This window comes from Sphaerisporangium krabiense, assembly GCF_014200435.1.
In the GTDB taxonomy this organism is placed as follows: Bacteria; Actinomycetota; Actinomycetes; order Streptosporangiales; family Streptosporangiaceae; genus Sphaerisporangium; species Sphaerisporangium krabiense.
This window is the reverse complement of record NZ_JACHBR010000001.1, coordinates 4,462,834-4,487,546: the sequence shown is the minus strand read 5'-3', so window position 1 is coordinate 4,487,546 and position 24,713 is coordinate 4,462,834. Positions and strand designations below refer to the sequence as shown.

At 73.1% G+C, this 24,713-nt stretch carries 16 protein-coding genes; 12 read left to right on the top strand and 4 right to left on the bottom strand.

Annotated features, from left to right (window positions below; genetic code table 11):
• Positions 1-93: 93 nt before the first annotated feature.
• Both BJ981_RS19885 and BJ981_RS19880 read left to right on the top strand, forming a co-directional pair.
• A complete protein-coding gene (locus tag BJ981_RS19885; RefSeq protein WP_184612810.1) occupies positions 94-1,161 on the top strand; it encodes a lysylphosphatidylglycerol synthase domain-containing protein in 1,068 nt (355 codons plus the stop codon).
• 174 nt (positions 1,162-1,335) lie between these two features.
• Positions 1,336-4,740: an ATP-binding protein gene (locus BJ981_RS19880; RefSeq protein WP_239139683.1), complete on the top strand. Its 3,405-nt coding sequence runs from the start codon at positions 1,336-1,338 to the stop codon at positions 4,738-4,740.
• Here BJ981_RS19880 and BJ981_RS19875 read toward each other — a convergent pair.
• The gene (locus BJ981_RS19875; protein ID WP_184612809.1) at positions 4,730-5,284 is read right to left on the bottom strand and encodes a hypothetical protein; all 555 of its coding nucleotides are present in this window, start codon (positions 5,282-5,284) and stop codon (positions 4,730-4,732) included. The genes BJ981_RS19880 and BJ981_RS19875 overlap by 11 nt on opposite strands.
• Before the next feature lie 157 nt (positions 5,285-5,441).
• On the opposite strand from BJ981_RS19875, the gene BJ981_RS19870 reads away from it, so the two are divergent.
• Entirely contained in the window at positions 5,442-6,278 is an 837-nt protein-coding gene (locus tag BJ981_RS19870; protein ID WP_239139682.1) for a D-alanyl-D-alanine carboxypeptidase family protein, read from the top strand.
• Between the two features lie 33 nt (positions 6,279-6,311).
• Here the strand turns inward: BJ981_RS19870 and BJ981_RS19865 are convergent, their stop codons facing one another.
• The 3 genes from BJ981_RS19865 to BJ981_RS19855 all read right to left on the bottom strand — a co-directional run bounded on the left by BJ981_RS19865 (position 6,312) and on the right by BJ981_RS19855 (position 9,955).
• Positions 6,312-7,199: a TrmH family RNA methyltransferase gene (locus BJ981_RS19865; protein WP_184612807.1), complete on the bottom strand. Its 888-nt coding sequence runs from the start codon at positions 7,197-7,199 to the stop codon at positions 6,312-6,314.
• A gap of 132 nt (positions 7,200-7,331) precedes the next feature.
• On the bottom strand, positions 7,332-8,954 hold the full coding sequence (locus BJ981_RS19860) for an ABC-F family ATP-binding cassette domain-containing protein (protein ID WP_184612806.1): 1,623 nt from the start codon (positions 8,952-8,954) through the stop codon (positions 7,332-7,334).
• Positions 8,955-9,175: 221 nt separating this feature from the next.
• Positions 9,176-9,955, bottom strand: a complete 780-nt coding sequence (locus BJ981_RS19855; RefSeq protein ID WP_184612805.1) for a DUF4184 family protein — start codon at positions 9,953-9,955, stop codon at positions 9,176-9,178.
• A gap of 125 nt (positions 9,956-10,080) precedes the next feature.
• On the opposite strand from BJ981_RS19855, the gene BJ981_RS19850 reads away from it, so the two are divergent.
• The 9 genes from BJ981_RS19850 (at position 10,081) to BJ981_RS19810 (ending at position 24,679) form a co-directional block, all read left to right on the top strand.
• Positions 10,081-10,629, top strand: coding sequence for a cation diffusion facilitator family transporter (locus BJ981_RS19850; protein WP_239139681.1), 549 nt, complete (start codon positions 10,081-10,083; stop codon positions 10,627-10,629).
• A gap of 666 nt (positions 10,630-11,295) precedes the next feature.
• Positions 11,296-13,104, top strand: coding sequence for a substrate-binding and VWA domain-containing protein (locus BJ981_RS19845; RefSeq protein WP_184612804.1), 1,809 nt, complete (start codon positions 11,296-11,298; stop codon positions 13,102-13,104).
• Positions 13,105-13,479: 375 nt separating this feature from the next.
• Positions 13,480-15,174: an RNA polymerase sigma factor gene (locus tag BJ981_RS19840; RefSeq protein WP_184612803.1), complete on the top strand. Its 1,695-nt coding sequence runs from the start codon at positions 13,480-13,482 to the stop codon at positions 15,172-15,174.
• A 626-nt stretch (positions 15,175-15,800) separates the two neighbouring features.
• The gene (locus BJ981_RS19835; RefSeq protein ID WP_184612802.1) at positions 15,801-16,919 is read left to right on the top strand and encodes a GNAT family N-acetyltransferase; all 1,119 of its coding nucleotides are present in this window, start codon (positions 15,801-15,803) and stop codon (positions 16,917-16,919) included.
• 134 nt (positions 16,920-17,053) lie between these two features.
• Positions 17,054-17,890, top strand: a complete 837-nt coding sequence (locus BJ981_RS19830) for a glycosyltransferase family 2 protein (RefSeq protein WP_184612801.1) — start codon at positions 17,054-17,056, stop codon at positions 17,888-17,890.
• A gap of 4 nt (positions 17,891-17,894) precedes the next feature.
• Positions 17,895-18,866 carry a glycosyltransferase family 2 protein gene (locus BJ981_RS19825; RefSeq protein WP_184612800.1) on the top strand — a complete coding sequence of 324 codons (972 nt, stop codon included), beginning with the start codon at positions 17,895-17,897 and terminating at the stop codon, positions 18,864-18,866.
• Between the two features lie 4 nt (positions 18,867-18,870).
• Complete coding sequence (locus BJ981_RS19820; RefSeq protein WP_184612799.1) at positions 18,871-19,671, top strand: polysaccharide deacetylase family protein; 801 nt, start codon at positions 18,871-18,873, stop codon at positions 19,669-19,671.
• 47 nt (positions 19,672-19,718) lie between these two features.
• Positions 19,719-21,107, top strand: a complete 1,389-nt coding sequence (locus tag BJ981_RS19815) for a lipopolysaccharide biosynthesis protein (protein WP_184612798.1) — start codon at positions 19,719-19,721, stop codon at positions 21,105-21,107.
• Positions 21,104-24,679, top strand: coding sequence for a hypothetical protein (locus BJ981_RS19810; RefSeq protein ID WP_184612797.1), 3,576 nt, complete (start codon positions 21,104-21,106; stop codon positions 24,677-24,679). The genes BJ981_RS19815 and BJ981_RS19810 overlap by 4 nt, the downstream gene beginning before the upstream one ends.
• Positions 24,680-24,713 lie beyond the last annotated feature (34 nt).

The following is a 24,713-nucleotide window of genomic DNA, read 5'->3' as shown; positions in this document are numbered from 1 at the left end:
GCGGGGTCACCGGGCGGGGACGCGTGCAGATCCCGGCACAGATCCCGACATAGATCACGGCACAGATCACGGCACATTGATGGGAGCACCCTGATGAGCGGCAAATGGGTCAAGGCGGGCCTGTCGACGGCCTCGCTGGCCCTGGCGGTCCTGCTCGTGGTGTTCCTGCCGCAGATCGTCCACGGCCTCACCGGCGCGACCGTGAGCTGGGGCGAGATCGGCGCGCAGTTCGCCGCCATGAGCGTTCCGATGGTCCTGCTGATGACCGTGCTGTGGCTGGCCAGCCTGTACGCCTACACGTTCGTGATGACCTCCGCGCTGCCGGGCCTGACCCACCTGCAGGCGCTGACGCTGAACGCCGCGGGCAGCGCGGTCAGCAACCTGCTGCCGTTCGGCGGGGCCGCGGGCCTCGCGCTGACCTTCGGCATGACCAAGGGCTGGGGGTTCGCCACCCGGCCCGTCGTGGTGTACGCCGTGGTCACCGGCGTGTGGAACACGCTGTTCCGGTTCATCCTGCCCGCGATCGGCATCATCGCCCTGCTCGTCGCCGGGCGCATCCCCGACGAGCGCGTCGTCAGCGCCGCCTGGGGCGGGGCGGTCTCGATCCTGATCCTGGTGGCCGTGATGGCCTCGGCCCTGTACTGGGAGCGGGCGGCGGCCGTGCTCGGCCGCGTCCTCGACCGGGTGCTCGGGGCGCTGCCCCGCAGGATCCGCCCCGCCGAGCACGCCGCGTCCGGCGCGATCCAGCGCCTGCGCACCGACACCGCCGAGATCGTCCGCAAGGGCTCGCTCGGGCTGTCGCTCGGCATGGTCGGCTTCCTGGGGTTCCAGTGCCTGATCATGACGGCCTGCCTGGTCGCCACCGGCGCCTACCCCGGCCCGGCGGAGACCGTCGCGGTGTTCGCGGTGAGCCGGGTGCTGACCAGCGCGCTGATCACCCCGAGCGGCGCGGGCATCATGGAGGGCGGCACGGCCTCGCTGCTGATCGCCTTCGGCGAGCCGTCGGGCTCGGCGCTCGCCGCGGCCATCCTGTTCGGCTTCTGGACCTACACGATCGAGATCCCCTGGGGCGGCCTCGCCCTCGGGGGCTGGTCGCTGCTGCGCAGGCGCGACGCCAAGGACCGCGACCGGCGCTCACCGGAGCCCGCGACCCGCGCCTGACCCGCTCGGTGCGCTCCGGCCGCGCGGGAACCTGTAGCCTCATTTCCGGGTGATCGCACCGTAGCGCTCTATAACGGGCGGATACCAGGAGAAGGGCGGGCCTTGGCGAACGGCTTGTGCGTGCTTCACGGGCGCGCATAGCGTTGCGGCTGACATGACTGGCAGGGTGCTGACGTGGCTGACGGCGTGGCTGAGATGGTGACGTTCCGCGTGCTCGGCCCGGTCGAGGCGTACGACGACGAGCGCGAGGTCGACCTCGGCGGGCTGCGCCAGCGTGCCGTCCTCGCCCGGTTGCTCGTCGCCCGTGGCCAGGTCGTGCCCGTCGACACGCTGCTGTTCGACCTGTGGACCGACGAAGGGGCCAAAGGCGCGCAGTCCGGGCTCCAGGTCTACATCTCCCGGCTGCGCCGCGTCCTGGAGCCGGGACGCCCGCGCGGCGGGCCCAACCGCCTGCTGGTCACCGTCGCGTCCGGGTACGCCCTGCGCACCACGCCCGACCAGGTCGACGCGCTGAGCTTCGAGGGCATGGTCCGCGCGGCGGGCAAGTACCTCGACAACGACGACCCGGAGCCGGCCCGCGCGAGCCTGGAGACCTCGCTCGGCCTGTGGCGCGGCACGCCCTACGCCGACTTCGCCGAGCACCACTGGGCGGAGGCGGAGGTCAGCAGGCTGGCGGAGCTGCGGCTCGTCGCCCGCGAGCGGCACGCCGACGCCGGGCTGCGCCTCGGCCTGCACGCCGAGACCGTCCCCGACCTGGAGGCGCTGACCACCGAGCACCCCCTGCGCGAGGAGGGCTGGCGGCTGCTCGCCCTCGGCCTGTACCGCTGCGGCCGGCAGGGCGACGCGCTGGCGGCGCTGCGCCGTGCCCGCACGACGCTGGCCGACGAGCTCGGCATCGACCCCGGTCCCGCGCTGCGCAAGATGGAGTCGGACATCCTCTCCCAGGATCCGTCCCTGGAGCTGGTCCTCCCCCAGCGCCCGCGCTTCGCCGAGCCGGCCGGCACCTGGCCGCCGCGCCCGGAGAGCCCGACCGGCGACCTGCCGCCCCTGGCGGCCGAGCCGTTCGTCGGCCGGGACGCCGAGCTGGACCGGCTCACCGGCGCGGCCCCGCACGCCATGGCCGGGCGGTTCACCGCCGCCGTGGTCAGCGGCGACCCCGGCGCGGGCAAGACGACGCTGGTGCGCCAGCTCGGGCTCACGCTCGGCGCCCAGCGGTGGATCACCGCCTCGGGCGGCTGCCCCGACAGCAGCGCCACGCCCCCCGGCTGGGCGTGGGTGGAGGTCCTGCGCACGCTGGTCGCCGCGCGCGGCACCGGCGAGTACGGCACGCTGCTCGCGCCGCTGCTGGACGACGCCGCGCCCGGCGACGACGACGACCAGGCGTCCGGCGGTTTCCGCCTGCACCGCGCGGTCGGCGGCTACATCGCGGCCATCGCCCGCGAGGCCCCCGTGCTGATCGTCCTTGAGGACCTGCACTGGGCGGACGACCAGACGATCGCGCTGCTGCGCGCCCTGCCCAGCCTGCTGGCGGCCAGCCGCGTGCTGCTCGTGGTGACCTGCCGCGACGGCGAGCTGAACGACCAGCAGTCCGACGTGCTCGCGGCGCTCGCCCGGCTCGGGCCCGTCCGGGTCGGCCTGGAAGGGCTGGACGGGGACGCCGTGGCCGAGCTGGTCCGCGCCACCTGCGTGCGCGAGGTGGACGAGGACGCCGTCGGCACGATCGTCGAGCGCACGGGCGGCAACCCGTTCTTCGTCCGCGAGACCGTCCGCCTGCTGGACTCCGAGGGCGGCGGCGGCCGGGCCACCGCGGCCGAGGTGATCTCCGAGGTGCCCTCCGGCGTGCGGGACGTGCTGCGCCGCCGTATCACCCGGCTGCCGGTGACGGCCCAGCAGATCCTGTTGCAGGCGGCGGTGATCGGCAGGGACGTCGACATCGACGTGCTGGTGGACGTCTCCGGCGACGAGGAGGCCGTGGTCGACGCGGTCGAGGCCGCCCTGCTGGCCGGGCTGGTCACCGAGCCGGGCCCCGGCATGCTGCGCTTCGACCACGACCTGGTCCGCGACACCCTGTACTCGGACGCCTCCCGGCTGCGCAGGTCGCGCCTGCACGCCGCGGTCGCCTCGGTGATCGAGAGCCGCTCGCCGTCCGACGTCGCCGCGCTGGCCCACCACTACGACGCCGCGGGCACCGCCGAGACCGCCGCGAAGGCCGTCCACTACGCGGGCCTGGCCGCCGAGCAGGCCGAGCGCCGGTTCGCCCACCGCGAGGCGGCGACGCTGTGGGAGCGGGCCATCGCCGCCTTCGACCGCGCCCGCCCGGGCGGGCCGCCGTCCAAGGAGCGCCTGCTGCTGCAGCTCCGGCTGATCAAGGCGCTGGCGCTGGCCGGGGACATGACGGCCGCACGCGCGCGGCGCCGCGAGGCGATGGACGCGGCGCTGCCGCTCGGCGACCTGGAGCTGACCGCGCGGATCGCCGCCTCGGTGGCCGTGCCGCACAAGGGCATCGCCCGCGACCTGACCCGCACGGCGTGGGAGATCGTCGACGTCACCGAGCGCGCGCTGATCGAGCTGCCGCCCGGCGAGCAGTCCCTGCGGGCGAGCCTGCTGGCCACGCTGGCGCTGGAGCTGGAGGGCTCGGCGACCGGCCGCGGGTACGAGGCGTCCCTGGAGGCCGAGGAACTGGCCCGGCAGAGCGGCGACCCGGCGCTGCTGGCCGTCGCGCTGAGCGGGCGGCTGCGCCAGTCGTACGTCATCACGGTCGTCGACGAGCGCGAGGCCATCGGCCGCGAGCTGCTGGAGGTCGGCGCGGCCTCCGGGCAGATCGCGGTGCAGGCGCTGGCCCACCTGGTGCTGATGGAGTGCGCGGCGGCGCGCGGCGACTTCGCCGAGGCGGACGCGCAGGTCGGCGCGGCCGAGCGGCTGGCCAAGCGGTACGACCTGCCCGCGCCCCCGGCCGTCGGGGCCTGGTACGCGGGCATGCGCATGATGATCACCGGCGACTACGCCGGGGCCGAGCGCGCCTACCGCAGGGCGGCCAGCCTCACGGCGCGGGCCGGCATGCTGGAGGGCCGCCAGGACCTGCCGCTGATCACCGCGTTCTGCCTGCACCTGGTCGACGGCAAGGCCGAGGACATGGTGGAGCCGCTGGAGGAGGCGCACCGGCGCGGCGCCAAGTGGACCCTGGACGCCTACGCCGTCGCGCTCGCCTCGGCGGGCCACCTGAAGGACGCCCGCGCGGTGGCCGCGACGCGGACGCCCGTGCGTCCCGACTTCCTGTACGAGCTGGCCATGACGTGGCGGGCGCTGGCGGGCATGCTGCTCGGCGACCGCGACCGGATGCAGGACGCCTACTCCACGCTCGGGCCGTTCTCCGACCGGATCGCCGGAGCGGGCACCGGGGTCGTGGCCCTGTGGCCGGTGGCCCAGACGCTGGGCGACCTGGCGGTGCGCATCGGGCAGCCCGCCGAGGCCGAGCGGCACTACCGCAAGGCGCTCGCGGTGGCCGAGCGGGTGCGCGTCCCCCGGTGGGTGGCCGCGGCGCGCAAGGCGCTGGACCCGGGGAACCCGGTCAGCAGCTGATCTGGAACCTCTCGCCGGTCACCGTCCGGCGCGGGCCGGCGTCCGCCTCGCCCCTGATCGACAGCTCGGCCCGGTACCAGCCGGGGTTGCCGACGACGCGCGGGTACCACTCGACCGTGCGCTGCCCGCCCATGAACCCGGCGGTCGCGGAGACGAGGTAGGTCCGCCAGGCGTGGGCGGAGGCGCTCCAGCGGGCCAGGCGCCACTCGTAGACGATCGGCTCGCCGGCGGGGTCGATCACGCTCTGGACGTGGTAGACGCGGCGGCAGGACGGCCCGGCGTCGGCGAGGGCCGCGGCGACGGTGCCCGGCCGGGGGACGCGGGCGTCCTCGGCGGGCAGGGCGCGCGCGGAGAGGGTGACGGTCCTGATGGCGGGCCGGCCCGCGGCCGTTCCCTCCGCCGTGCCCTGGTCAGGGCCCATCGCCACCGCGCCGAAGTAGGCGCCGGCGACGGTCAGGCAGGCGACGATCAGTTTGAACACGGTGGCCGTGCCACTCACCACGATCGGCACCAGCCCCGGGGCCAGGCCCCTCCGCGTCCTCATGATCCTCCCCTTTCGCTCATTCAAAGGTGTACGCCTAGATGGTTGCTCCCTACTTGCCGTCTACTTGCAGTGCGCAGTAGGGCCGGAAACTCCCAGAACAGGGACGGATGCCGCGTCGAAGGGCGAATCGCCGGAGTGGCCGTGCGATCATATGCGGATGCGCATGCTGACCGTCGCCGTCATGGCCGCGCTGCTGGCCGTGGCGGGCCTGGCCGGCCCGGCCCACGCCCGCACCACCGCCCCGCGCGTCACCGCCAAGGAGGTCTACCTGATCGACGCGGCGACCGGGACTCCGCAGTTCGCGCGGCGGGAGACCCGGCGTGTCCCCGTGGCGAGCCTCACCAAGATCATGACGGCGTACGTCGTGCGCAGGTCCGCCTCCCTGGACGCGGTGGTGACCATCACCAAGGCCGACGTGCGGCACGCCGCCGCGAACGGCGCCGCGCGCGCCGGCCTGAAGGCCGGCGAGCGGCTGTCCGTGCGCGACCTGCTGTACGCGCTGCTGCTGCCCTCGGGCGCGGACGCCGCGGGCGCGCTGGCCCGCACGTACGGGCCCGGCGTGCGGCGGTTCGTGGGCAAGATGAACGCCGCCGCGCGCTCGCTCGGCATGCGGGACACCTTCTACACCAACCCCGACGGCATGCCGCAGCCCGGCGGTGACCATTCGACCGCGTTCGACCAGGTCACGCTGGCCAAAACCGTCCTCGCCGACCCGATCGTGGCGCAGGTGGCCGGTACGAAACGGCACGCGGTGGCCAAGACGCCGCTGCACCGCGGCCACGTGTGGAAGAACACCAACAGGCTGCTGCCCGACGACGCCCAGGGGCTGAAGACCGGCTACACCCGCCCGGCGGGCTACTGCCTGATGTTCGCCGCGGCCCGGGACGGCCGCACCTACATCGGCGTGATCCTCGGCGAGCGCACCGACGCCGCCCGCTACCGCACCGCCCGCTCCCTCCTCGACGCGGCCACCGCCGCCGCGGCGGCCGCCTAGCGTTCGTCCGGCCGGCCGGGGACTCGTCCGGCGTCAGCCGCCGGCCGGGGCGCCGCGCATGAGGCCGTGGCAGGCGATGGCGGCGGCGGCGACCACGTTCAGGGAGTCGACGCCGAGGCTCATCGCCTGGGGGCTCATCGGGATGCGGACGGCCTCGTCGGCCTCGCGCAGCCAGCGGGACGACAGGCCGTCGCCCTCCGAGCCGAGGAGCAGGGCCACGCGGGGGCCCATGACCGCCTCGTCGATCGGCGTCGCGGTCTGGTCGGGGGTGAGCGCCAGCGTACGGAACCCCAGCTCGCGCAGTTCGTCCAGCCCGGCGTGCCAGTTCGTCATGCGCGCGTACGGGACGGCGAACACCGCGCCCATGGACACCTTCACCGACCTGCGGTACAGCGGGTCGGCGCACCGGGGCGACAGGATCACCGCCTCGACCCCGAGCGCGGCGGCACACCGGAAGATCGCGCCGACGTTGCCGTGATCGACCAGATCCTCCAGCACCAGAACCCGCCGAGGTGTCCCGGCGAAGGCCCCATGGCCCGAACCCTCCGCCACGTCCCGCGCGCCGCCCGCGCGCTCTGCTGTGAGCAGCGCCTTCACCGTGGGAAGCTCGACCCGGCCCATGGACGCGAGGGCGCCGCGGTGAACGGCGAACCCCGCGATGCCCGCCATCACCTCATCGGAGACGAGGTAGACGCGCGCGCCACCGAGAACGTCCGCGAGCCCGGGGAGCCAGCGAGGAGTGGTGAGCACCGACCTGACCGGATACCCGGTGGCGACGGCCCGCCGTATGACCTTCTCCCCCTCGGCGATGAACAGTCCCCGGCCGCCCTCCAGACTCTTCCGCAGCTCGACGTCCCGCAACCGCACATAGTCCCGCAACCGAGGATCCTCAGGGTCCTCCACCTCGATGAGCTCAGGCATGCGACAAGCGTATGACCCACCGGAATCCCGCAAGCCGCGCGCACGGGCCCTGGTCGGGCGGGGCCACACCGAGCCGGTGAGCCGGCTCGGTGCGCCCGATCATCCGCCCCCGTCGGGTTGCGCGAGACCGTCTCAGAGGCCGAGCCGGGGCCAGTCCGCCGTGTCGCGCAGGAGTTGCCGGTCGTGGGTGGCCAGCACGACGGCCGCCCCAGTCGTGGCCAGCGCCTGTGTCAGCTCCTCTACCAGGGTCATCGACAGGTGGTTGGTCGGCTCGTCGAGCAGCATCACCTGTGGCCGGGTGGCCAGCAGCATCGCCAGGTCGAGCCGCCGTTGCTGGCCGACCGACAGCTCGGCCACCGGCTTGTGCGCGGCGCCGGAGGGCAGCAGCCCGAGCTGGGTGAACCCGATGACGGCGTTCTCGTCGAGCTCGCCTGAGCTGACGAGCCGGCTGACGACGGCGTCGTACACCTCGAGGGCCCGCCGTCGCGACGTCACCGGCGACTCCTGCGCGAGCAGGCCGAGCCGCGCGCCGTGCTTGCGCTGGACGCTCCCCCTGTCAGGCGTCAGCGTTCCCGCGAGCACGGACAGCAGGCTCGACTTGCCGGAGCCGTTGGGACCGGTGATCACCAGGCGGTCACCGGCACGCAGGTGCACCGACCGCGGCGTATCGAGCCGGCCGCGTACCGTCACCTCGTCGGCCCGCAGGAGCGTCACCCCCTGGGGCGCCTCCAGGTGCGGGAACCGGAACCGCGCCGGCGGCTCGGGCACGTCGACGACGTGCGCCTCGAGTTCCTCCTGCCGGCGGTGCACCGCACGGACCAGCGACGGTGCCCGGGTGGCGCGCGTGTGCTTGCCGGTGCCCTTCTCCGGGCGCCACCCGCTGGACAGCCGGTTCCGCGCCGCGGACAGGTCCTGCGCGAGCCGCTGCCGTTCGCTCTGCTGGTCTCGGTAGGTGTTCTCCCAGCGTTCCCGTTCGGCGCGTCCGCCTTCCCGGTAGCCGGCGTACCCGCCTCCGTAGACACGGGGACGCCCGTCACTGGTCGGGTCGAGGTCCAGCACCGTGGTGACGACGTCGGCCAGCAACGCGCGGTCGTGGCTGACCAGCACCACTCCGCCGGGATGCGCGCGCAGCTCGGCGGTCAGATGGTCCAGGCCGTCGGCGTCGAGGTGGTTGGTGGGCTCGTCCAGCAGCAGCAGATCGTGCCCGGCGCCGAGCAGGCAGGCCAGCCTGATCCGGTAGCGCTGCCCCACGGACAGATCGCCCAGCGGGCGGCCGCGGTCGTGCACCGCGCCCAGGGCGGCGAGCGACAGGTCGACGCGGCGGTCGGCGTCCCACGCGTCGAGGGAGTCCGCCGCCTCCAGCGCGGTGGTGTAGGCCTGCTCGGCACCGGGACGCTCCTCGACGAGCGCGAGGCTCGCCTGCTCGAAAGCCGCGAGGACGGCGCGTACCTGGACGAGCTCGACGTCGATGAGATCGCCCACCGTACGGTCGAGGGCGATCGGGATCTCCTGGTCGGCCACGCCGATCGAGCCGGTTCGGCGCACCGTGCCCGAGTCGGGTTCGAGGGTTCCGGCGAGCACCTGCAGCAGCGTGGTCTTCCCGCGGCCGTTCTCACCGACCACGCCGAGGCGGTCGCCGGGAGAGACCGTCAGGTCCACGCCGGTCAGGACCGGCCGGCCGCCACGGGCGAGATGGAGATCGGTGGCGTTGAGGTGAGCCCGCGCGCGAGCCGGTAGGGAAAGGGGGCTGGACATGCTTCCTCCGAGAGCAGGCTCCCGCGCGCCTCGGCACGACACGTGGAGACGGGAAACTGAGATGGGCGACGACGATGGCTGCGCTCGGCCGCGCCCAGAGGCCCCGGTCATCAGGGGCGGGACAGGCGGCCGAGATCGTCGTCCTCAGAGGAAGTACAAATGCACGCCGCCACCCTACCCGAGCCCGCCGCCCGTAACGACGGGATATCGGGCGGGTGGGGTCATGGGCGGAGCGCTCGGACCGATCGGGTGAGGTGCCAGAGGAGGGTGTACGTCGTCAGGACGACGCAGAAGCCGACGATCAGGCCGACGCCGGTTCTGGTGACGACGTGTGCCCAGCCGAAGGCCGGATTCGGGGGGTCGACGAGAGGCCAGACGGCGGCCGTGCAGCACGCGCCGGCGGCGGTGCAGGCGAGCACTGCCCGGCGCAGCTTCTCGGGCATCGCGAGGCGCGGCGGGACCGGCGCCGGGATCGTTCCAGGCGAGCGCAGCGCCCGCGTGACCCACCAGGCGACGGCGGCCAGGCCGAGGGCCGAGCAGGCGTACTGCATCAGCCGGTAGCCGGGGACCCAGCCGAACACGGAGGCGCTCATCCAGCTCCACCCCCAGAACTCGGCCCCCCAGTCGTGGGTGAAGGAGTCCCAGAGCACGTGGGTGGCCGCGCCCGCGGCGGCGCCGAGCGCGATCGTGTGGGGGGCGCGCCACGCCGGGCCGGGGAGCGCGGCGACCCGGGCGGCGACGGGGGCGGGGAGCAGCGCGGTGAGCGGGTCGCGGAACACCAGCGCGAAGAGGGCGAGCAGGACGGCCGTCGCGAGCACGTCGTTGGTGACCACGCCGAGCGGCGAGTGCCAGCGGCTGTAGGCGTCGAGGTAGGGCAGGAACATCGGCAGGTCGGGGACCATGGAGCCGATGCCGAGCGCCCACGGGTCCAGCACCTTGCGCACCCGCGCGGTGGAGATGAGAGGGATCACCGCGGCGACGTGGCTCGGGGTGAACGGCACGGGCGACTCTCCTCGCTTGCGGGACCCGCGGCTCGTCCACAGCCTCACGCGGGCGCCGACCGGCACGTTCGGTAGCCGATAGGCTACGGACCGTCGATGCGGCGGCTTCTCAATGATCGGGGGCCATGGTGCCAGATCCGGACCCGGGCACGCGCCTCGCGGCCCCCGCGGCGTCCTGGCTGCGCGACGCGCGCCGGGCGCGCACGCTCGCCGTGGTGACGCTGGCCTGGCTCGGCGCCGAGAGCGCGCTCGGGCTGACGGCGGGCGTCTCGGCGCACTCGGTGGCGCTGATCGGCTGGGCGTGGTCGTCCCTGGCCGAGGCCCTGGCCGGCCTCATCGTCGTCTGGCGCTTCACCGGCGCGCGGTTACACTCCCCCGTCGCCGAGCACCGGGCGCGCAGGGCCGTGGCGGTGAGCTTCTGGATCCTCGCCCCGTACCTGGTCCTGCACGTGTGCCACGACCTGGCGGCGGGTCAGCGCGCCGCGCCGACCGCGCTCGGCATCGTGGTCACGACGATCAGCCTGGTCAGCATGCCGGCGCTCGGGCTCGCCAAGCGGCGGCTCGGCGCCCGGCTGGGCTCGGCGGCGACCGCGGGCGAGGGCACCCAGAACCTACTGTGCGCCGTGGTGGCGGGCGGGGTGTCGGCCGGTCTGGTGGCGACGTCGTTCGGGTAGTGGTGGTTCGACCCGGCGGTGGCGCTGACGCTGGCGGCGGTCGCGGTGCGCGAGGGCGGCAACGCCTGGCGGGGCCGTTCCTGCCCCCACTGAAGGATCACCACGGCCACCGGCAGGCCCTCGGCGCGCAGGGCGGCGGCCACGCGCGGCCCGCTGCCGGGATCGGCCACGGCCCGGCAGACGTGGCCGGACACGACGACCTCGCGGACGAACTCGCAGCCGCGCAGGGCTCTGCGCACCTCGTCGGGGCAGCGGGGGCCGGCCAGGCGCAGGACCAGCAGGTCGGGCCGGCCGTGGGCCGGCACGACGGCGCGCGGCGCCATCTCGCCGGCCGCCCAGGCGACCATGGCGTGATCCGATGTGACCCTGTGGGCTTCGATCGCCGGTGACACGAGCCCTACCCCCCTGCCGGGCCGCCGTCCCCCGGCCGCCGCTCCCGTGATCCACTGGTCACGTTACATCGCGTTCGGGGCAAGTCAAGATGTATCGCCTTATGTCCAGATAGTCGCGGCTTGCCGCTACATACCGTAATCAGGGCAGGATGTGGTTGGTTTTACCCATTTAGTCCTGAACGCTAGGGTTCCGTAAGCATTACACGGGATCTCGCTATATGGTCGCTGCTAGCGCGCCGAAACCGGACGAGATCGAATACCCGAAGAGGACAACGTGGGCGGACGTCACCGCACTGACGACCTTGATGGCGGCTACAACCCTTATCACGAGCCCGCGGGCCGCCGCCGGGCGAGCCGGGGCAAGGTCCTGGTACCGCTCGCGGGCGCCGTCGCGCTCGCGGTGCTGCTCGGCGTCGCCGCGTACGTGATCGTGAGCCGGGACAGGACCTGCGGCCAGGCCGGCGTGGCCAAGGTCGCCCTGAACGTCGTCGCCTCCCCCGACATCGAGCCCGCCATCGCCAAGATCGCCGCGGCGTACAACGGCGCCGCCACGCCGCAGGGAGACGGGTGCGTCACGGTCGCGGTGAAGAGCGGCGACTCCGCGAGCGTCACCAACGCCATCGCGGGCTCCGGCGCGACCAGCGGGAAGTTCGACGCCGACCTGTGGATCCCGGACTCCAGCCTGTGGGTCTCCAAGCTGCGCGCCTCGCACAAGGGCGCGGGCCTGCCGGAGCCGAGCGGCTCGGCCGCACGCTCCCCCGTGGTGCTCGCGGCGCCCAAGAGCGTCGTGGAGAAGCTGCGCGGCGCCTTCGGCGAGCCGAGCTGGAGCGGCCTGATGTCGGCCGCCAACGCCGCCACCCCCGACGGCATCGGCCGCAACATCCGCGTCCTGCCCCTGGACCCGACGGTGAACGCGGCCGGGCTGAGCGCGATCCTCGCGGGCGCGAGCGTGCTGAAGGGCTCGGGGACGGGCGAGGAGCAGCTCGTGGGCGTGCTGCGGCAGCTCTCCGAGAGCGCCGTGAGCACCCCCGCCAACATGTTCGCCACCATGACCAAGCAGTCCTCGCGCGCGCCGATCGGCATCGTCTCCGAGCAGGGCGTGTGGGCGTACAACGACAAGACCAAGCCGGGCACGATCGTGGCGCTCTACCCCGCCGAGGGGACGATCAGCCTGGACTACCCGATCGTCGTCACGGCCAAGGAGCAGGCGGCCCGCGAGGCGGCGAAGAAGTTCGCCACCGCGCTGACCGGCGCGGACGCCGGCAAGACCGTCCGCGACCACGGCTTCCGCACCCCCGACGGCAAGGGCGGGGCCGCGCTCGGCCGCGAGAACGGCCTGGACCCGGCGACCCCGCGCGCCATCAAGATGCCCGATGCGGCCCAGGTGACCCGGCTCTCCCAGGCGTGGTCGCGTCTCAAGCTCGGCGGCCGCCTGCTGGCCCTGCTGGACATCTCGGGCACGATGGCGCTGCCCGCCGTCGGCGCCCCCGGCGACCGCATGCGGCTCATCGCGCAGACCGCGATCGAGGGGCTGAAGCTGTTCCCGGACAAGACCGAGGCCGGCACCTGGATCTTCTCCACCAACCTGAACGGCCAGGGCGTCGACTACCGCGAGACGGTGCCGGTCGGCCCCATCGGCCAGAAACTCAACGGCGTGCCGCGCCGGGAGGTCATCACCCGGTCCCTGTCACGGCTGAGGGCGAAGGCGACCGGCGACACCGGGCTCAACGACACGCTGGCCGCCGCCTACGACAAGATGAAGGCCGAGTACGAGGCCGACAAGATCAACACGATCCTCGTCTTCACCGACGGCGTCGGCAACGACGACCCCGAGGGCGGCATCACCAACAGCGAGATCCTGAAGAAGCTGCGCGACGAGTTCGACCGTACCCAGCCGATCAGCGTGATCATCGTGGCGCTCGGCGCCGACGACGCCGCCGGGCGCCGGCAGATGCGGGCCATCGCCCAGGCGACGCAGGGCCAGGCGTTCTTCCCCCGCAACGCGCTGGAGATCCGCAAGGTCTTCCTCGAAGGCATCTCGCGCCGCCTGTGCGCGCCCAACTGCGGCGGGAGCGGGCAGTAGGGACCCGTCCCTCCTCGGCGCTCCCCATGACGCCCGGTCCCGGTTCCCGCCGGGCCGGGCGTCCTGTCGTGTTCCGGAGACACGGGCGTCACCGGAACCGGCCTTCCGTACGGTCCACAGATCGCTGCGCGTCACCGCCGGGCGGTCCGACGTCACGGTCCGCACTCTCATTGACAAGGCTTTGTCACACGGGTTTCACTGGCCCCAGAAGGCCCTATTTTCCCAGGTCATACCGGCTGATTATTAATCAATCCGGAGTGAACCGCTTGAGGAGAATGGACGTCCTGTACGTGTGGGGACTGGTGCGGGCAGGAGAAATTCTCGTGAGCAAGTGCTTCGAACGACCAGATTCCCGTCCTGCGGGGAGGAACATTCGTGCCCGGATGGCCGAGCGCCGGCCGCGCTGACGACCAGCGTCTGGTGGAGGCCCTGCGCCGCGCGGAAGGTCGCGCGGCGGACGGTCTCTACGACCACTACGCCGACCGACTCAACGACTATGCCTGTTCACTGCTCGACGACCCCGACGCCGCGGCCGACGCCGTGCACGACGCGTTCGTCACCGCCCATGGCCGGGCGGGCGCCCTGCGCGAGCCGGCCCGCCTGCGGGCCTGGCTGTACGCGCTGACGCGCTATCAGTGCCTTTCGCGCCAGGGGCGCACGCCGGTCCACGGCACCGCGCTCCCGGACGAGAACCAGGAGGACCCGGAGCTCGCGGCGATCGTCCGCGAGGCACTGGGCGAGCTCGGGCAGAAGGACCGCGAGGTGCTGCTGCTGGGGGTGCGGCACGGCCTGACCGCCGCGGAGGTGGGCGCCGTCGTCGGGCTGACCTCGCGCCAGACCGGCACGCGGCTCGCCCGGGCCCGCGACCACCTGGAGAACGCCGCCGCCGCGGTGATCCTCGCCAGGACGGGCCGCGCCCACTGCCCGGACCTGTCCGCGCTGCTGGACTCCATCGACGGCCCGCTGCCGCAGCCGCTGCGCCGGCGCCTGGTCCGGCACATCGCGGGCTGCGAGGTGTGCACCGAGGGGCGCCACCGCCGCGTGTCGGCGGAACGCCTGCTCGACACCCTCCCCGTGGGATTCCCGCCGCTGTCGCTGCGCCGCCGGGTCGCCGAGACCTGCGGCAGGTCGGAGCGCGACGCGGCCAAGACCGCGATCATGCCCGCCCCGGGCGTCCTGGACAAGAACGGCTTCCCGCCCGTGGGCCCGGACCGCCGCGCGAAGGGGTCCTCCGCCTCCGGCGACACCCCCAGGCACGGGTTCAAGAGCGAGGACACGCCGGAGCGCGGGCACGCCGTCACCGCGAGGTACCCCGCGGTGGAGGCGACCGGCGGCCGCGGGCGCTCCCGGGCCGTGCGTCGCCGGCCGGGGGGCAGGCCGGGCCGCAAGGCCGCCCCGATCTTCGCCGCGCTGGCCTGCGTACTGCTCACGACCGGCGCGATGATCGTGGTCACCGGCCAGGACTCCGGCCACCGCGACGGGTCCACCACGACCCTGCGCTTCCCGAGCCGTACCCCCGGCGAACTGCAGATCAGCTACGCCCCCGAGCCGGCCGACGCCGTCGCGCCCGAGCCGTCCTCCCCGGCGCCGCGGCCGAGCGCCACGCGGACCCGGGCCCGCGCCGCCGAGGCGCCCGCGGCCTCGACCGCCGCCCCGAAGCCGTCCGCCTCGCGCACGCCCTCCCGGCGCCCGCCCGTCCCTTCCGCCCGGCTTGTCGTGTCCTGTCCGAAAGAGCTCGGGGACGAGGCCGCCGGTGTGATCCTCATCTCAGCGCGCGACGGCGGCCTGTCCTGGCGGGCGTCCGCGGGCAAGGGCCTCACCGTGACGCCGGCGAACGGCGTGCTGGAGTCCGGCGCCAAGGCGCGGCTGTCGGTCGCGGCGGCCGACCCCGCGCAGGCAGGACAGGCGAACGTGGTGCTGAGCTCGGGCGCGGGCGGCGCGTCGTGCGCGGTGTCGTGGGAGGGGCAGGACATGCCTCCCGCCTCCGATCCGCCCCGGGACGACCCCCCGACCTCGGAGCCGTCGGCGACCGACACGCCGTCCGGCGCGCCCACCGGGGGCGCCTCCTGACCCGACCCTGACTGCTCCTTTAGGCTTGACCGACGGTACCTTTGTAAACACCCCCTGTCCCGTGAGCCCCTGAGGCCCCAGCGGGACCCATGGAAGGTGGAGGTGACGTGGTCGATCACACACTGTTCTCGCCGCCGTCGCTGTAAACCGGTGGCCGGGTTCGGGCGTCGGCATTGACTGCCGCGCGGCGCCGTTGGTCCCATGAGAGCAGCGATCAACCACCTCTTCAGTCGGTCTTGACCAGCGGAGCCAGGAGAAATGCGTATCAATAGGGCGGTGCTGTTTTGGGTTCTGGTACTGGCGTGTGCCGCGGGAGCGGTCGTCGCGCTGGCCGACATCCAGACCCCCGCACGCCCGATTCTTACCGCTTTGTTCCTTTTGGTGGTGCCGGGGGCGTCGGTCGTCGGACTGTTGCGTGATCGTGACCCTCTCGCCGCACTAACGGTTGGTGCCGCGGCAAGTCTCGTTATAAACGTTCTCTTAGCCGAAGCCATGCTGCTATTCGACGCATGGTCTCCGCGCGCGGGCGTGGCCACCGTCGCCGTACTCGCCGGGTTCATGTGGGTGCTTCGGTCGCTGTACCGAGGGAACGGCAGCGCGCACGTAGAACAGGGGGCCGGGTCAAGATGAAAGTGACGGTCATCCGGCCCGGGGATCTCGGTCAGGCAGAGGTCGCGCGATGGCGCGAGCTCCAGATCGCCACGCCGTCGCTGGACAACCCCTTCCTGTCCGTGGAGTTCGCGCTGGCCCTCGGCCGGCTGCGTTCCTACGTCCGCGTCGCGGTGATCGAGGACCACGGCAAGGTCGTCGGCTTCCTCCCGTTCGAGCGGCACGCGTTCGGCATCGGCAAGCCCCTCGGCAGCTGGCTCACCACCTGCCACGGCCTCATCGCCCTCCCCGACCTCGACATCCCCGCCCGCCACCTGCTCCGCGCCTGCGGCCTGTCGGTCTTCGCCTTCGACCACATGGTCGCGGGGCAGACCACGTGGGAGCCGCACGAGTCCGCGGTGCGGCCCGTGCCGATGATGGACCTCACCGGCGGCTACGACGCCTACATCGGGCACGTCCGGGCCAGTTCCCCGAAGAACTACAAGACGGTGCGCTACAAGGAGCGCAAGCTCGCCCGCGAGCACGGCGTGGTCCACCTCGACTGGGGCGCCGCCGGCCCGGACGCCATGCGCGTCCTCACCGGCTGGAAGTCCGACCAGTACCGCCGCACCGGGCGGGTCGACCGCTTCGCCCAGCCGTGGATCGTCGAGCTGCTGGAGGAGATGCACGCCAGCGACTCGCCCTCGTTCGCGGGCGTGCTGACGATGCTCTACGCCGGAGACACCCCCGTGGCGGGGCACTTCGGCCTGCGCACCGAGAAGACCCTGGTCGGATGGTTCCCGGCCTACGACCCCGAGTTCGCCCGGTACTCCCCCGGGATCATGCACCACTTGCACATGGCGGAGCAGGCCGCCTCTCACGGCCTGGGCCATGTCGACATGGGCAAGGGGGGCAGGGAGTACAAGGGCTGGTTGAAGAACGGCACCACCCACGTCACCGAGGGCCGGGTCTCCCGGCCGTCGGCGACGGCGGCGGTCCATTGGATGGGCCGGACGCCCGTGAACAAGGCGCGCAACATCGTGGTTGACCGTCCGTCGCTCTACCGGCTGGCAGACCGCCTGCTGAAGGGCTTCGGACGGGTCCGCACATCCCTCCAGCCCGCAACCGTCGAGAAGGAACCCTCGGGGGCGCGCTGAAAGGCGCGTCCCCTCGCACGACACAGCACACCTCAAGTTATGACCGGGACGGAGAATCCCCTCTCCGTCCAGTCGCGCCGGTCCTATTGGCAGTCGCCGCCGATGTCAGACCGCCCGGAAGGACATTCCCTCAAATGAGTCCCGAGATCACCAAGCACAGCGGGAAGCCCCAGATCCACGCGCTGCGGCCATTGCCGGGCGTGGAGCGCTTCACGCCGGTGACCCCGCATCTGGCCATATCCCCGACCGTCAGCGTCGTCATCCCCGCGATGAACGAGGCGGAGAACCTCCCTCACGTCTTCGCCACCCTGCCGCACTGGATCCACGAGATCATTCTGGTGGACGGCAACTCCACCGACGACACCGTGGCGGTCGCCCGCCGCCTGCGCCCGAACCTGCGTGTCGTCCAGCAACGCGGGAAGGGCAAGGGCGACGCCCTTCGCACGGGGTTCGCGGCGTGCACGGGCGACATCATCGTCATGATCGACGCCGACGGCTCCACCGACGGCCGCGAGATCATCTACTTCGTCGGGGCCCTGCTGACCGGGGCGGACTTCGTCAAGGGGTCCCGGTACGCGAGCGGCGGGGGCAGCGACGACCTCACCTTCAGCCGCCGCCTCGGCAACAGCGTCCTGCGCGGCATGGTGAACCGGATCTACGGCACCCGGTACACCGACCTGTGCTACGGCTACAACGCGTTCTGGACGCGTCACCTGGACGTCCTCGACCTCGACTGCGAGGGGTTCGAGGTCGAGACCGTGCTCAACATCCGCGCGGCCAAGGCAGGCCTGCGCGTCCACGAGGTGCCGAGCCACGAGCGGTGCCGCATCCACGGCGAGAGCAACCTGCGCGTCGTCAGGGACGGCTGGCGCGTGCTCAGGACGATCATGCGCGAGTGGCGGCGCCCGCCGGTCGAGGTCGCTCCGGCCCCGTCCTCCGCGCAGCGCGCCGCGGACCAGGGCGCGGCATAGCGGGATGAAGATCTCCGTCGTCATCTGTGTCTACACGGAAGACCGGTGGGACGACATCCAAGCCGCCGTCGGATCGGTGCGCGCCCAGACGTTCCCGCCGCACGAGCTGATCCTCGTCGTCGACCACAACCCCGACCTTCACCTCAGGCTGAAGCGGGAGTACGCCGACGCGATCGTCGTGGAGAACACCCACGAACAAGGGCTTTCCGGCGGCAAGAACACCGGGGTGGCCACCGCCTCCGGCGACGTGGTGGCGTTCCTGGACGACGACGCGGTGGCGGAGGCCGGGTGGCTCGCGGCGTTCGCGCGGGCCATGGCCGCCGACCCCGCCGTCGTCGGGGTCGGCGGGCTGACCCACCCCCTGTGGGCGAACGGCCGCCGGCCGCGGTGGTTCCCCGAGGAGTTCGACTGGACCGTCGGGTGCACCTACCGCGGCCTGCCGGCCGAGCGCAAGGCCATCCGCAACGTGATGGGCGGCAACGCCGCCTTCCGCGGCCACGTCGTGGGCGAGGTCGGCGGGTTCCACTCCGGCATCGGGCGCAGCGTGCAGGGACGCAAGAGCAGGCCGCTCGGCTGCGAGGAGACCGAGTTCTGCATCCGGCTCGCCCAGCGCAGGCCGGGGTCGGTCATCATGTTCGAGCCCGAGGCCGTCATCGGCCACCGCGTCCCCGCCTCCCGGGCCACGTTCCGCTACTTCCGCGCGCGCTGCTACGCCGAGGGGCTGTCCAAGGCCCTGGTCGCGCGCAGCGTAGGCGCGGGCGACGGCCTGTCCAGCGAACGCTCCCACGCCCTGAAGGTGCTCCCGCTCGGAGCGCTGCGCGGCGTGCGGGACGCGCTGCGCGGCGACCCGGCGGGGCTCGCCAGGGCGGGGGCGATCGTCGCCGGCCTGGCCTGGACCTCCTGGGGGTACGCGGTCGGGTCCGCCCGGCTGCGCCTGCGCGGCGACCGAGCCGAGACCAACCGACACGAACGGTGAGTTCATGCGTGTGCCCATCCTGATGTACCACTCGGTCACCGACCGTCCGAACAGCGCCACACGGCCCTTGGCGGTGCGGCCCTCGGTGTTCGAGGCGCAGATGGCCTACCTCAAGGACCGGGGGTTCACGCCGCTCACGCTCGCCGACCTCGTCGCCTCGCTGTACGGCACGGGCGGCGCCCCGGCGCCCGAGCGTCCCGTGGTCGTGACGTTCGACGACGGCTACGCCGACTTCCACGAGAACGCGCTGCCCGTCCTGGACGGCCTCGGCTTCCCCGCGACCGTCTTCCTCACCAGCGGGTGGGTCGAGGACGCCGGGCCCGACGCCGCGGGCCGGCCGCTGGACCGCATGCTGACCTGGAGCCAGGCCCGCGAGGCCGCCTCGTGCGGCATCGAGATCGCCGGGCACAGCCACAGCCACCCCCAGCTCGACCAGTTATCCGACGCCGCGCTGCGCGTGGAGCTGCGCCGCAACAAGGCCCTGCTGGAGGACAAGGTGGGGTGGCCCGTCGCCACGATGGCCTACCCGTACGGCTACTCCAGCGCCCGGGTGCGCAAAGAGGTGCGCAAGGCGGGCTACTGGGCGGCGTGCGCGGTCGCCAACGCGCTCGCGGACGAGTCCGGCGACGTCATGGCGCTCTCCCGGCTCACCGTCGGCCGGTCCACCGGCATGGACCGCTTCCGGCGCGCGGTCGAGGGGCGCGGCGTCCCCATGATCTATCTGAAGGAACACGCCCTGACCAAGGGGTACGCGGTGGTGCGCCGGACGCGGTACGGCCTGCGCCACGTGGTCGGGCGCGTGTGACGCGACCGCGGGCGACGCCAGGCGTCGACGAGGGGGGTGAGACCGCCATGACCACCACCGTGGCAGGCGGACCGAGGGATCGAAAGGAGAACGGACGGGACCGGGGGCTCGCCGGGCTGCGCCGGCGGCTCATGCGCGACCTGCGCAACCCGCTCTTCCTCAACGGGTACGCCCTGATGGCCAACACGGCCGTCACGGCGGTGCTCGGCATGGGCTACTGGCTGCTCGCCGCCCGGCTGTACTCCCCCGAGGACTTCGGGCGCAGCCAGGCGCTGATCAACGCGATGCGGTTGTTCGCGGGGCTCACGGCGCTCGGCCTGACCGGCGCGCTCGCCCGGTTCATCCCGGTGGCTGGCAAGCGCACCGGGGGGCTCATCGGGCGGGGCTACCTCATCGCCACGGTGACGGCGGTGGTCGCGGCCGTGGGGTTCCTGCTCACGCTGCCGTTCTGGGGGGAGAACTACGCCCGGCTGGCCGGGCTGGGGCCGGGGGTGTTCTTCCTCGCCTCGGTGGCGATCTGGTCGGTGTTCACGCTGCAGGACGTGGCGCTCGCCGGGATGCGGCAGGCCGTCTGGGTGCCGGTGAACAGCGTGTGCTTCGGCGTCGTGAAGATGGGGCTGCTCGTGGCCCTGTCGGGCGCGCTGCCCGACGACGGCGTGTTCGTGTCGTGGATCATCCCGACGGCGCTGGCGCTGATCCCGGTGAACCTCTTCATCTTCGGCGTGCTGGTGCCCCGGCACGCCCGCGGCGCGCCCGAGGGGACGCGCCCGCCCGGCCTCCGCGAGATCGGCCGCTTCCTGGCCGGCGACTACCCGGGGGCGTTCTCGGTCCTGGCCATCGTCTACTTCCTGCCGGTGTACGTCGCCTCGCGGGTGAGCGGGGAGCTGTTCGGCTACTTCGCGATGGCGCAGACGCTGGGGGCGATGATCGAGCTGCTGGCCATCAACATGGCCACCTCGCTGACCATCGAGGGGTCGGCGGACGGGTCACGGCTGGCCGCCAACTGCCGGCAGGCGCTGCGCCGGGCGTACCTGATCATCGGACCGGTCGCGGTGGTGACGTTCGTGGCGGCTCCGCTGATCCTTTCGGTGTTCGGGCCGGGGTTCTCCGAGCACGGCACGCCGCTGCTGCGGCTGATGGCCCTCGCGGTGCTGCCGCGCGTGCTCATCGAGATCTACCTGAGCGCGTTGCGAGCCACCAGCCGGGCCCGCATGCTCGCCCTCGTCCAGATCGGGCTGGCGGTGCTCGTGCTGTCCTCGTCGGTCATCCTGCTGCCGGTGACGGGCATCACCTCGGTGGGGTACGGACTGCTGTTCAGCGAGCTGCTGGTGGCCGCTCTGATCTTCGGCGGACTACGTAAAATTCTCAAAACCACAGAAACGCCGCATTCGTCTGGCGCGCGGGACACGCCAGAGGCCGCATCATGGTCAACGTGAGGCAAGGGACGGGTGAAGCGGCGAAGCACGAGACGGCCGAGCGAGCCGAGGACACCGACCACAGGCCACCCCCCACCCCACCCCCCGGCGCTCCACGCCCCGACGAGGGGAACTCCGCCCCGGAGCCGGACTCGGTGAACCAGCGCGATTCCGGCCCGGACGAGGACGCCCCGCGCCCGGACCCGAACTCCCCGCCACCGGACCAGGACTCCCCCGAGGACTCCCCCCGTACGGACCAGGCCACGACGGACGCGACCCCGGACGACTCGCCTGCGGAGAACGACACCACCGGCACGGGTCAGGACTCCTCGCCCACGAACGACGACACCACGGGCGCGCACCAGGAGCCCTCGCCCCCGGAGGACGACACCACGGGCGCGCACCAGGACTCCTCGCCCACAGAGCATGACGACACCGGCGCGGACCAAGGCTCCTCGCGAGGCGGTGGGAAGAACCCGGCGGGCGGGCGGAAGGCGGCGCCGGTCGTCCCTGATGCCGAGGACACCCAGGTGATCCCCGTGTCGCCGGGGGACGACCTCGTCCAGGCGCTGACCTCGTCCTCGGGACCGGACACGGCGGAGGTCGCCCCCGCCGTGCAGCCTCCCGCCGCGCCGGACGTCCCCGTCCGCCGGCACCGACCGTCCAAGCCCTCCCCTGCCACACCGCCGGCCCGGCCTGACCAGGACTCACCTGGGGACGACCCCGATCCGGAGGAGCCCGGCCCGGAGAACGCCGCGGCCGAGCGATCCGGCCCGGAGGAGTACACGGCCGACGAGACGGCGGACTTCCGTAGCCCGGCGTCCCCCCGCGTCGCGGAAACCCCGGGCCCGGTCGTGATGCCCCTGTACGTGGACCCGGCGAACACGCCGCCCCGCAGGTACGTCCGGGAGATGCTCGCCACCCGCGAGCCGGTCGAACCCCCCTCGGCGACCACGGACCAGGCGAGCGCCGCCCAGAGGTCCGCGCAGGCCCCCGCGGAGGCCGCCGGCCCCGCCACGGGCAAGCGCGAGAGCCCGGCGCGGACGTGGACGGAGAAGGCGGCGCGAAAGCGCAGGGAGAGAGAGGCGCGGGCGAGGAAGGCGGCCCGCGAGGCGGCCCTGGCGGCGGAGCCGGCGCGGACCGGCGAGACCTCTCGCACGCACGATACGACGCGCGCGGACCGGCCGGCTGAGACGAACAAGGCGGCCGGGACCGCTCGGGCGGACAAGACGGCCCAGACAGACAGGACGTCTCAGGCGGACGAGACATTCGGGGCCGACGGGACGGCGCACGCGGACGGGACGGCTCGCGCCCGGCGATCCGCTCGGACGGAGAAAGCGGCGCGGCGGGACCAGGCCGCGCAGCCGGACCAGGCCGCGCGGGGCGATCAGGCCGCGCGGCGCAACCAGGCGGTGCGGCGGGACCAGGCGGCTCGGGTGCGGGCGGGCGGGGTGCTCGCGGGGCGGGTGGCGGGGAGGGCGGCGTTCTGGCTGCCGCCGCTGCTCACCATCGAGGGCCTGGTCATGTACGTGCTGGCCATGCGGGTGCCGCACGGCCCCATGCGCGGGGTCGACCTGGACAAGATCGACGGTCTGGGCCTGATCTCGGTGCTCCCCGTGACGGCCTTCGCCGCGATCGCGCTGCTCATCGTGTCGTTCTTCGTGACCCTGACGCAGAACACCGACCGCAAGGGCCTGCTGCTGTCCCAGCTCGGCGCGATCACCTTCGCCCTGCACGGCGCGGCGGCGCTGATCGAGCCGGAACCCCGCTTCCACACCGCCTGGGTCCACGCGGGCTTCGCCGAGTACATCGGCCGCGCGGGCGAGGCCCTGCCCGGCCTGGACGCCCGGTTCGCCTGGCCGGGCTTCTTCGCGCTGTTCGGATTCGTGCTGCGCGCCGCGGGCATCGACGATCCTTCGATGGTGCTGCAGTGGACGCCGTTCCTGTCCAACGTGCTGTACCTGCTGCCGTTCGTGCTGATCCTGCGCCAGATCGTCGCCACCACCCGGGCGCGCTGGTTCGCCGCGCTGCTGTTCGTCCTCGTCCAATGGATCGGCCAGGACTACTTCTCGCCGCAGGGCTTCACCTTCGCGCTGTACCTGGTGTTCGTGGCGATCCTGATGCGCTGGTTCGGCCGCGCCGAGCCGCGGACCGCGCCGCTGCCCGCCAAGGGACCCCTGCGCCGGCTGCTCGCCCGGCTGGACCGGCTGGCGCCCGGCGAGCTGCCGGCGCGGCCGACGACGGTGACCGACCGGGTGGTGCTGCTGACGCTGCTGGTCGGCCTGTTCGTGGCGACGACGGCGACCCACCAGATCACGCCCTTCATGATGCTGGGCGCGCTGACGGGGCTGATCCTGCTACGGCGCAGCACGCTGTCGCTGGCGCTGCCGGTGTTCCTCGGCCTGATCGTGATCGCGTGGATCAACTACCAGGCGACGCCGTTCTGGAGCGGCCGGATCAACGAGCTGTTCGGCGGCATCGGCAAGATCTTCGCCAACCTGCAGGAGAACACCGGCGACCGCCTGGAGGGCACCGACCCGCAGCACGCCATCGTGCTGCAGGTGCGCCTGGCCATCTGCGGCGTGATCCTGATGTTCGCCGGGGTGGGCCTGCTGCGGCGCCTGCGGCGGGGCGTCGCCGACCGCAGCGCGCTGGTGCTGCTGTGCGTGCCCGTGCTGGCGCTCGGCCTGCAGAGTTACGGCGGCGAGATCGGCCTGCGCGTCTACATGTTCGCGCTGCCCGCGGCGTGCATCCTCGGCGCGTACGCGTTCTTCCCGAACCTGCCGGCGAACACGGCCGACGCGCGGGAGGGCGAGACGGTCCCCACGCGGCGCCGCAGGTTCCGCCCGTCCCCCGGCACGACGCGGAAGATCTCGGCGGTGCTGGCGGCGGGGACGGCGCTGGCGTTGTCGGTGGCGTTCCTGGTGGCGCGCTACGGCAACGAGAAGTTCGAGCGGGTCACGACGGGCGAGGCCGCGGCGATGCACTACGTCTACGCCCACGACCGGCCGAGCGCGCGGCTGCTGTACCTGGTGCCGGTGCTCGGCGAGGAGGTCACGCCGACGATCCCGTGGCGCGAGCGGGACATCGACCTGGTGGAGTACGACCAGGCGCTGGTCACCAAGGACCCGAAGGACCTGTCCGGCGTGCTGACGGCGCTGCGCGGCAAGGCGGCCAACACGTTCCTGATCATCAGTCGCGGACAGGCGGCGTACCTGGAGCTGAACCACGGCTTCCCCGCGGACTGGGGCAAGCGGTTCCGCGCCACGCTGGACTCCTCCACGAGCCTGAAGCGGGTGTTCGCCAACGCGGACGCGGCGATCTACACGCTGCGCTCGTACCCGCGGGGTTCGGAGATCCCGCCGCCGACGGCGATGACGCTGGTCGGCGACCGGTCCACGCCGTGGACGCCGCTGGGGCTGGCGGCGCTGGCGCTGGCGGTGGCGACGTTGTTCGCGGCCGAGCTGGCGCGGCTTCGCGGCGCGGAGCGGGCGCCACGGGGCCGCCGCAAGCTGATGATCGTCGGCCTGCTCATGACGGCGGCGGCGCTGGCCGTGATCGTGGAGCGCTTCCTGACGCTGACCTCGCCCTGACCGGACGAGGAGTCCTGGCGCCGGGCCGCCCTTT

Excerpts from the sequence above, each read along its gene's own strand:
- BJ981_RS19850 (WP_239139681.1), top strand. The coding sequence starts at position 10,081 with ATGGTGCCAGATCCGGACCCGGGCACGCGCCTCGCGGCCCCCGCGGCG.
- BJ981_RS19875 (WP_184612809.1), bottom strand. The coding sequence starts at position 5,284 with ATGAGGACGCGGAGGGGCCTGGCCCCGGGGCTGGTGCCGATCGTGGTG.
- BJ981_RS19835 (WP_184612802.1), top strand. The coding sequence starts at position 15,801 with ATGAAAGTGACGGTCATCCGGCCCGGGGATCTCGGTCAGGCAGAGGTC.
- BJ981_RS19825 (WP_184612800.1), top strand. The coding sequence starts at position 17,895 with ATGAAGATCTCCGTCGTCATCTGTGTCTACACGGAAGACCGGTGGGAC.
- BJ981_RS19870 (WP_239139682.1), top strand. The coding sequence starts at position 5,442 with ATGCGCATGCTGACCGTCGCCGTCATGGCCGCGCTGCTGGCCGTGGCG.
- BJ981_RS19820 (WP_184612799.1), top strand. The coding sequence starts at position 18,871 with ATGCGTGTGCCCATCCTGATGTACCACTCGGTCACCGACCGTCCGAAC.
- BJ981_RS19860 (WP_184612806.1), bottom strand. The coding sequence starts at position 8,954 with ATGTCCAGCCCCCTTTCCCTACCGGCTCGCGCGCGGGCTCACCTCAAC.
- BJ981_RS19865 (WP_184612807.1), bottom strand. The coding sequence starts at position 7,199 with ATGCCTGAGCTCATCGAGGTGGAGGACCCTGAGGATCCTCGGTTGCGG.
- BJ981_RS19885 (WP_184612810.1), top strand. The coding sequence starts at position 94 with ATGAGCGGCAAATGGGTCAAGGCGGGCCTGTCGACGGCCTCGCTGGCC.
- BJ981_RS19815 (WP_184612798.1), top strand. The coding sequence starts at position 19,719 with ATGACCACCACCGTGGCAGGCGGACCGAGGGATCGAAAGGAGAACGGA.
- BJ981_RS19830 (WP_184612801.1), top strand. The coding sequence starts at position 17,054 with ATGAGTCCCGAGATCACCAAGCACAGCGGGAAGCCCCAGATCCACGCG.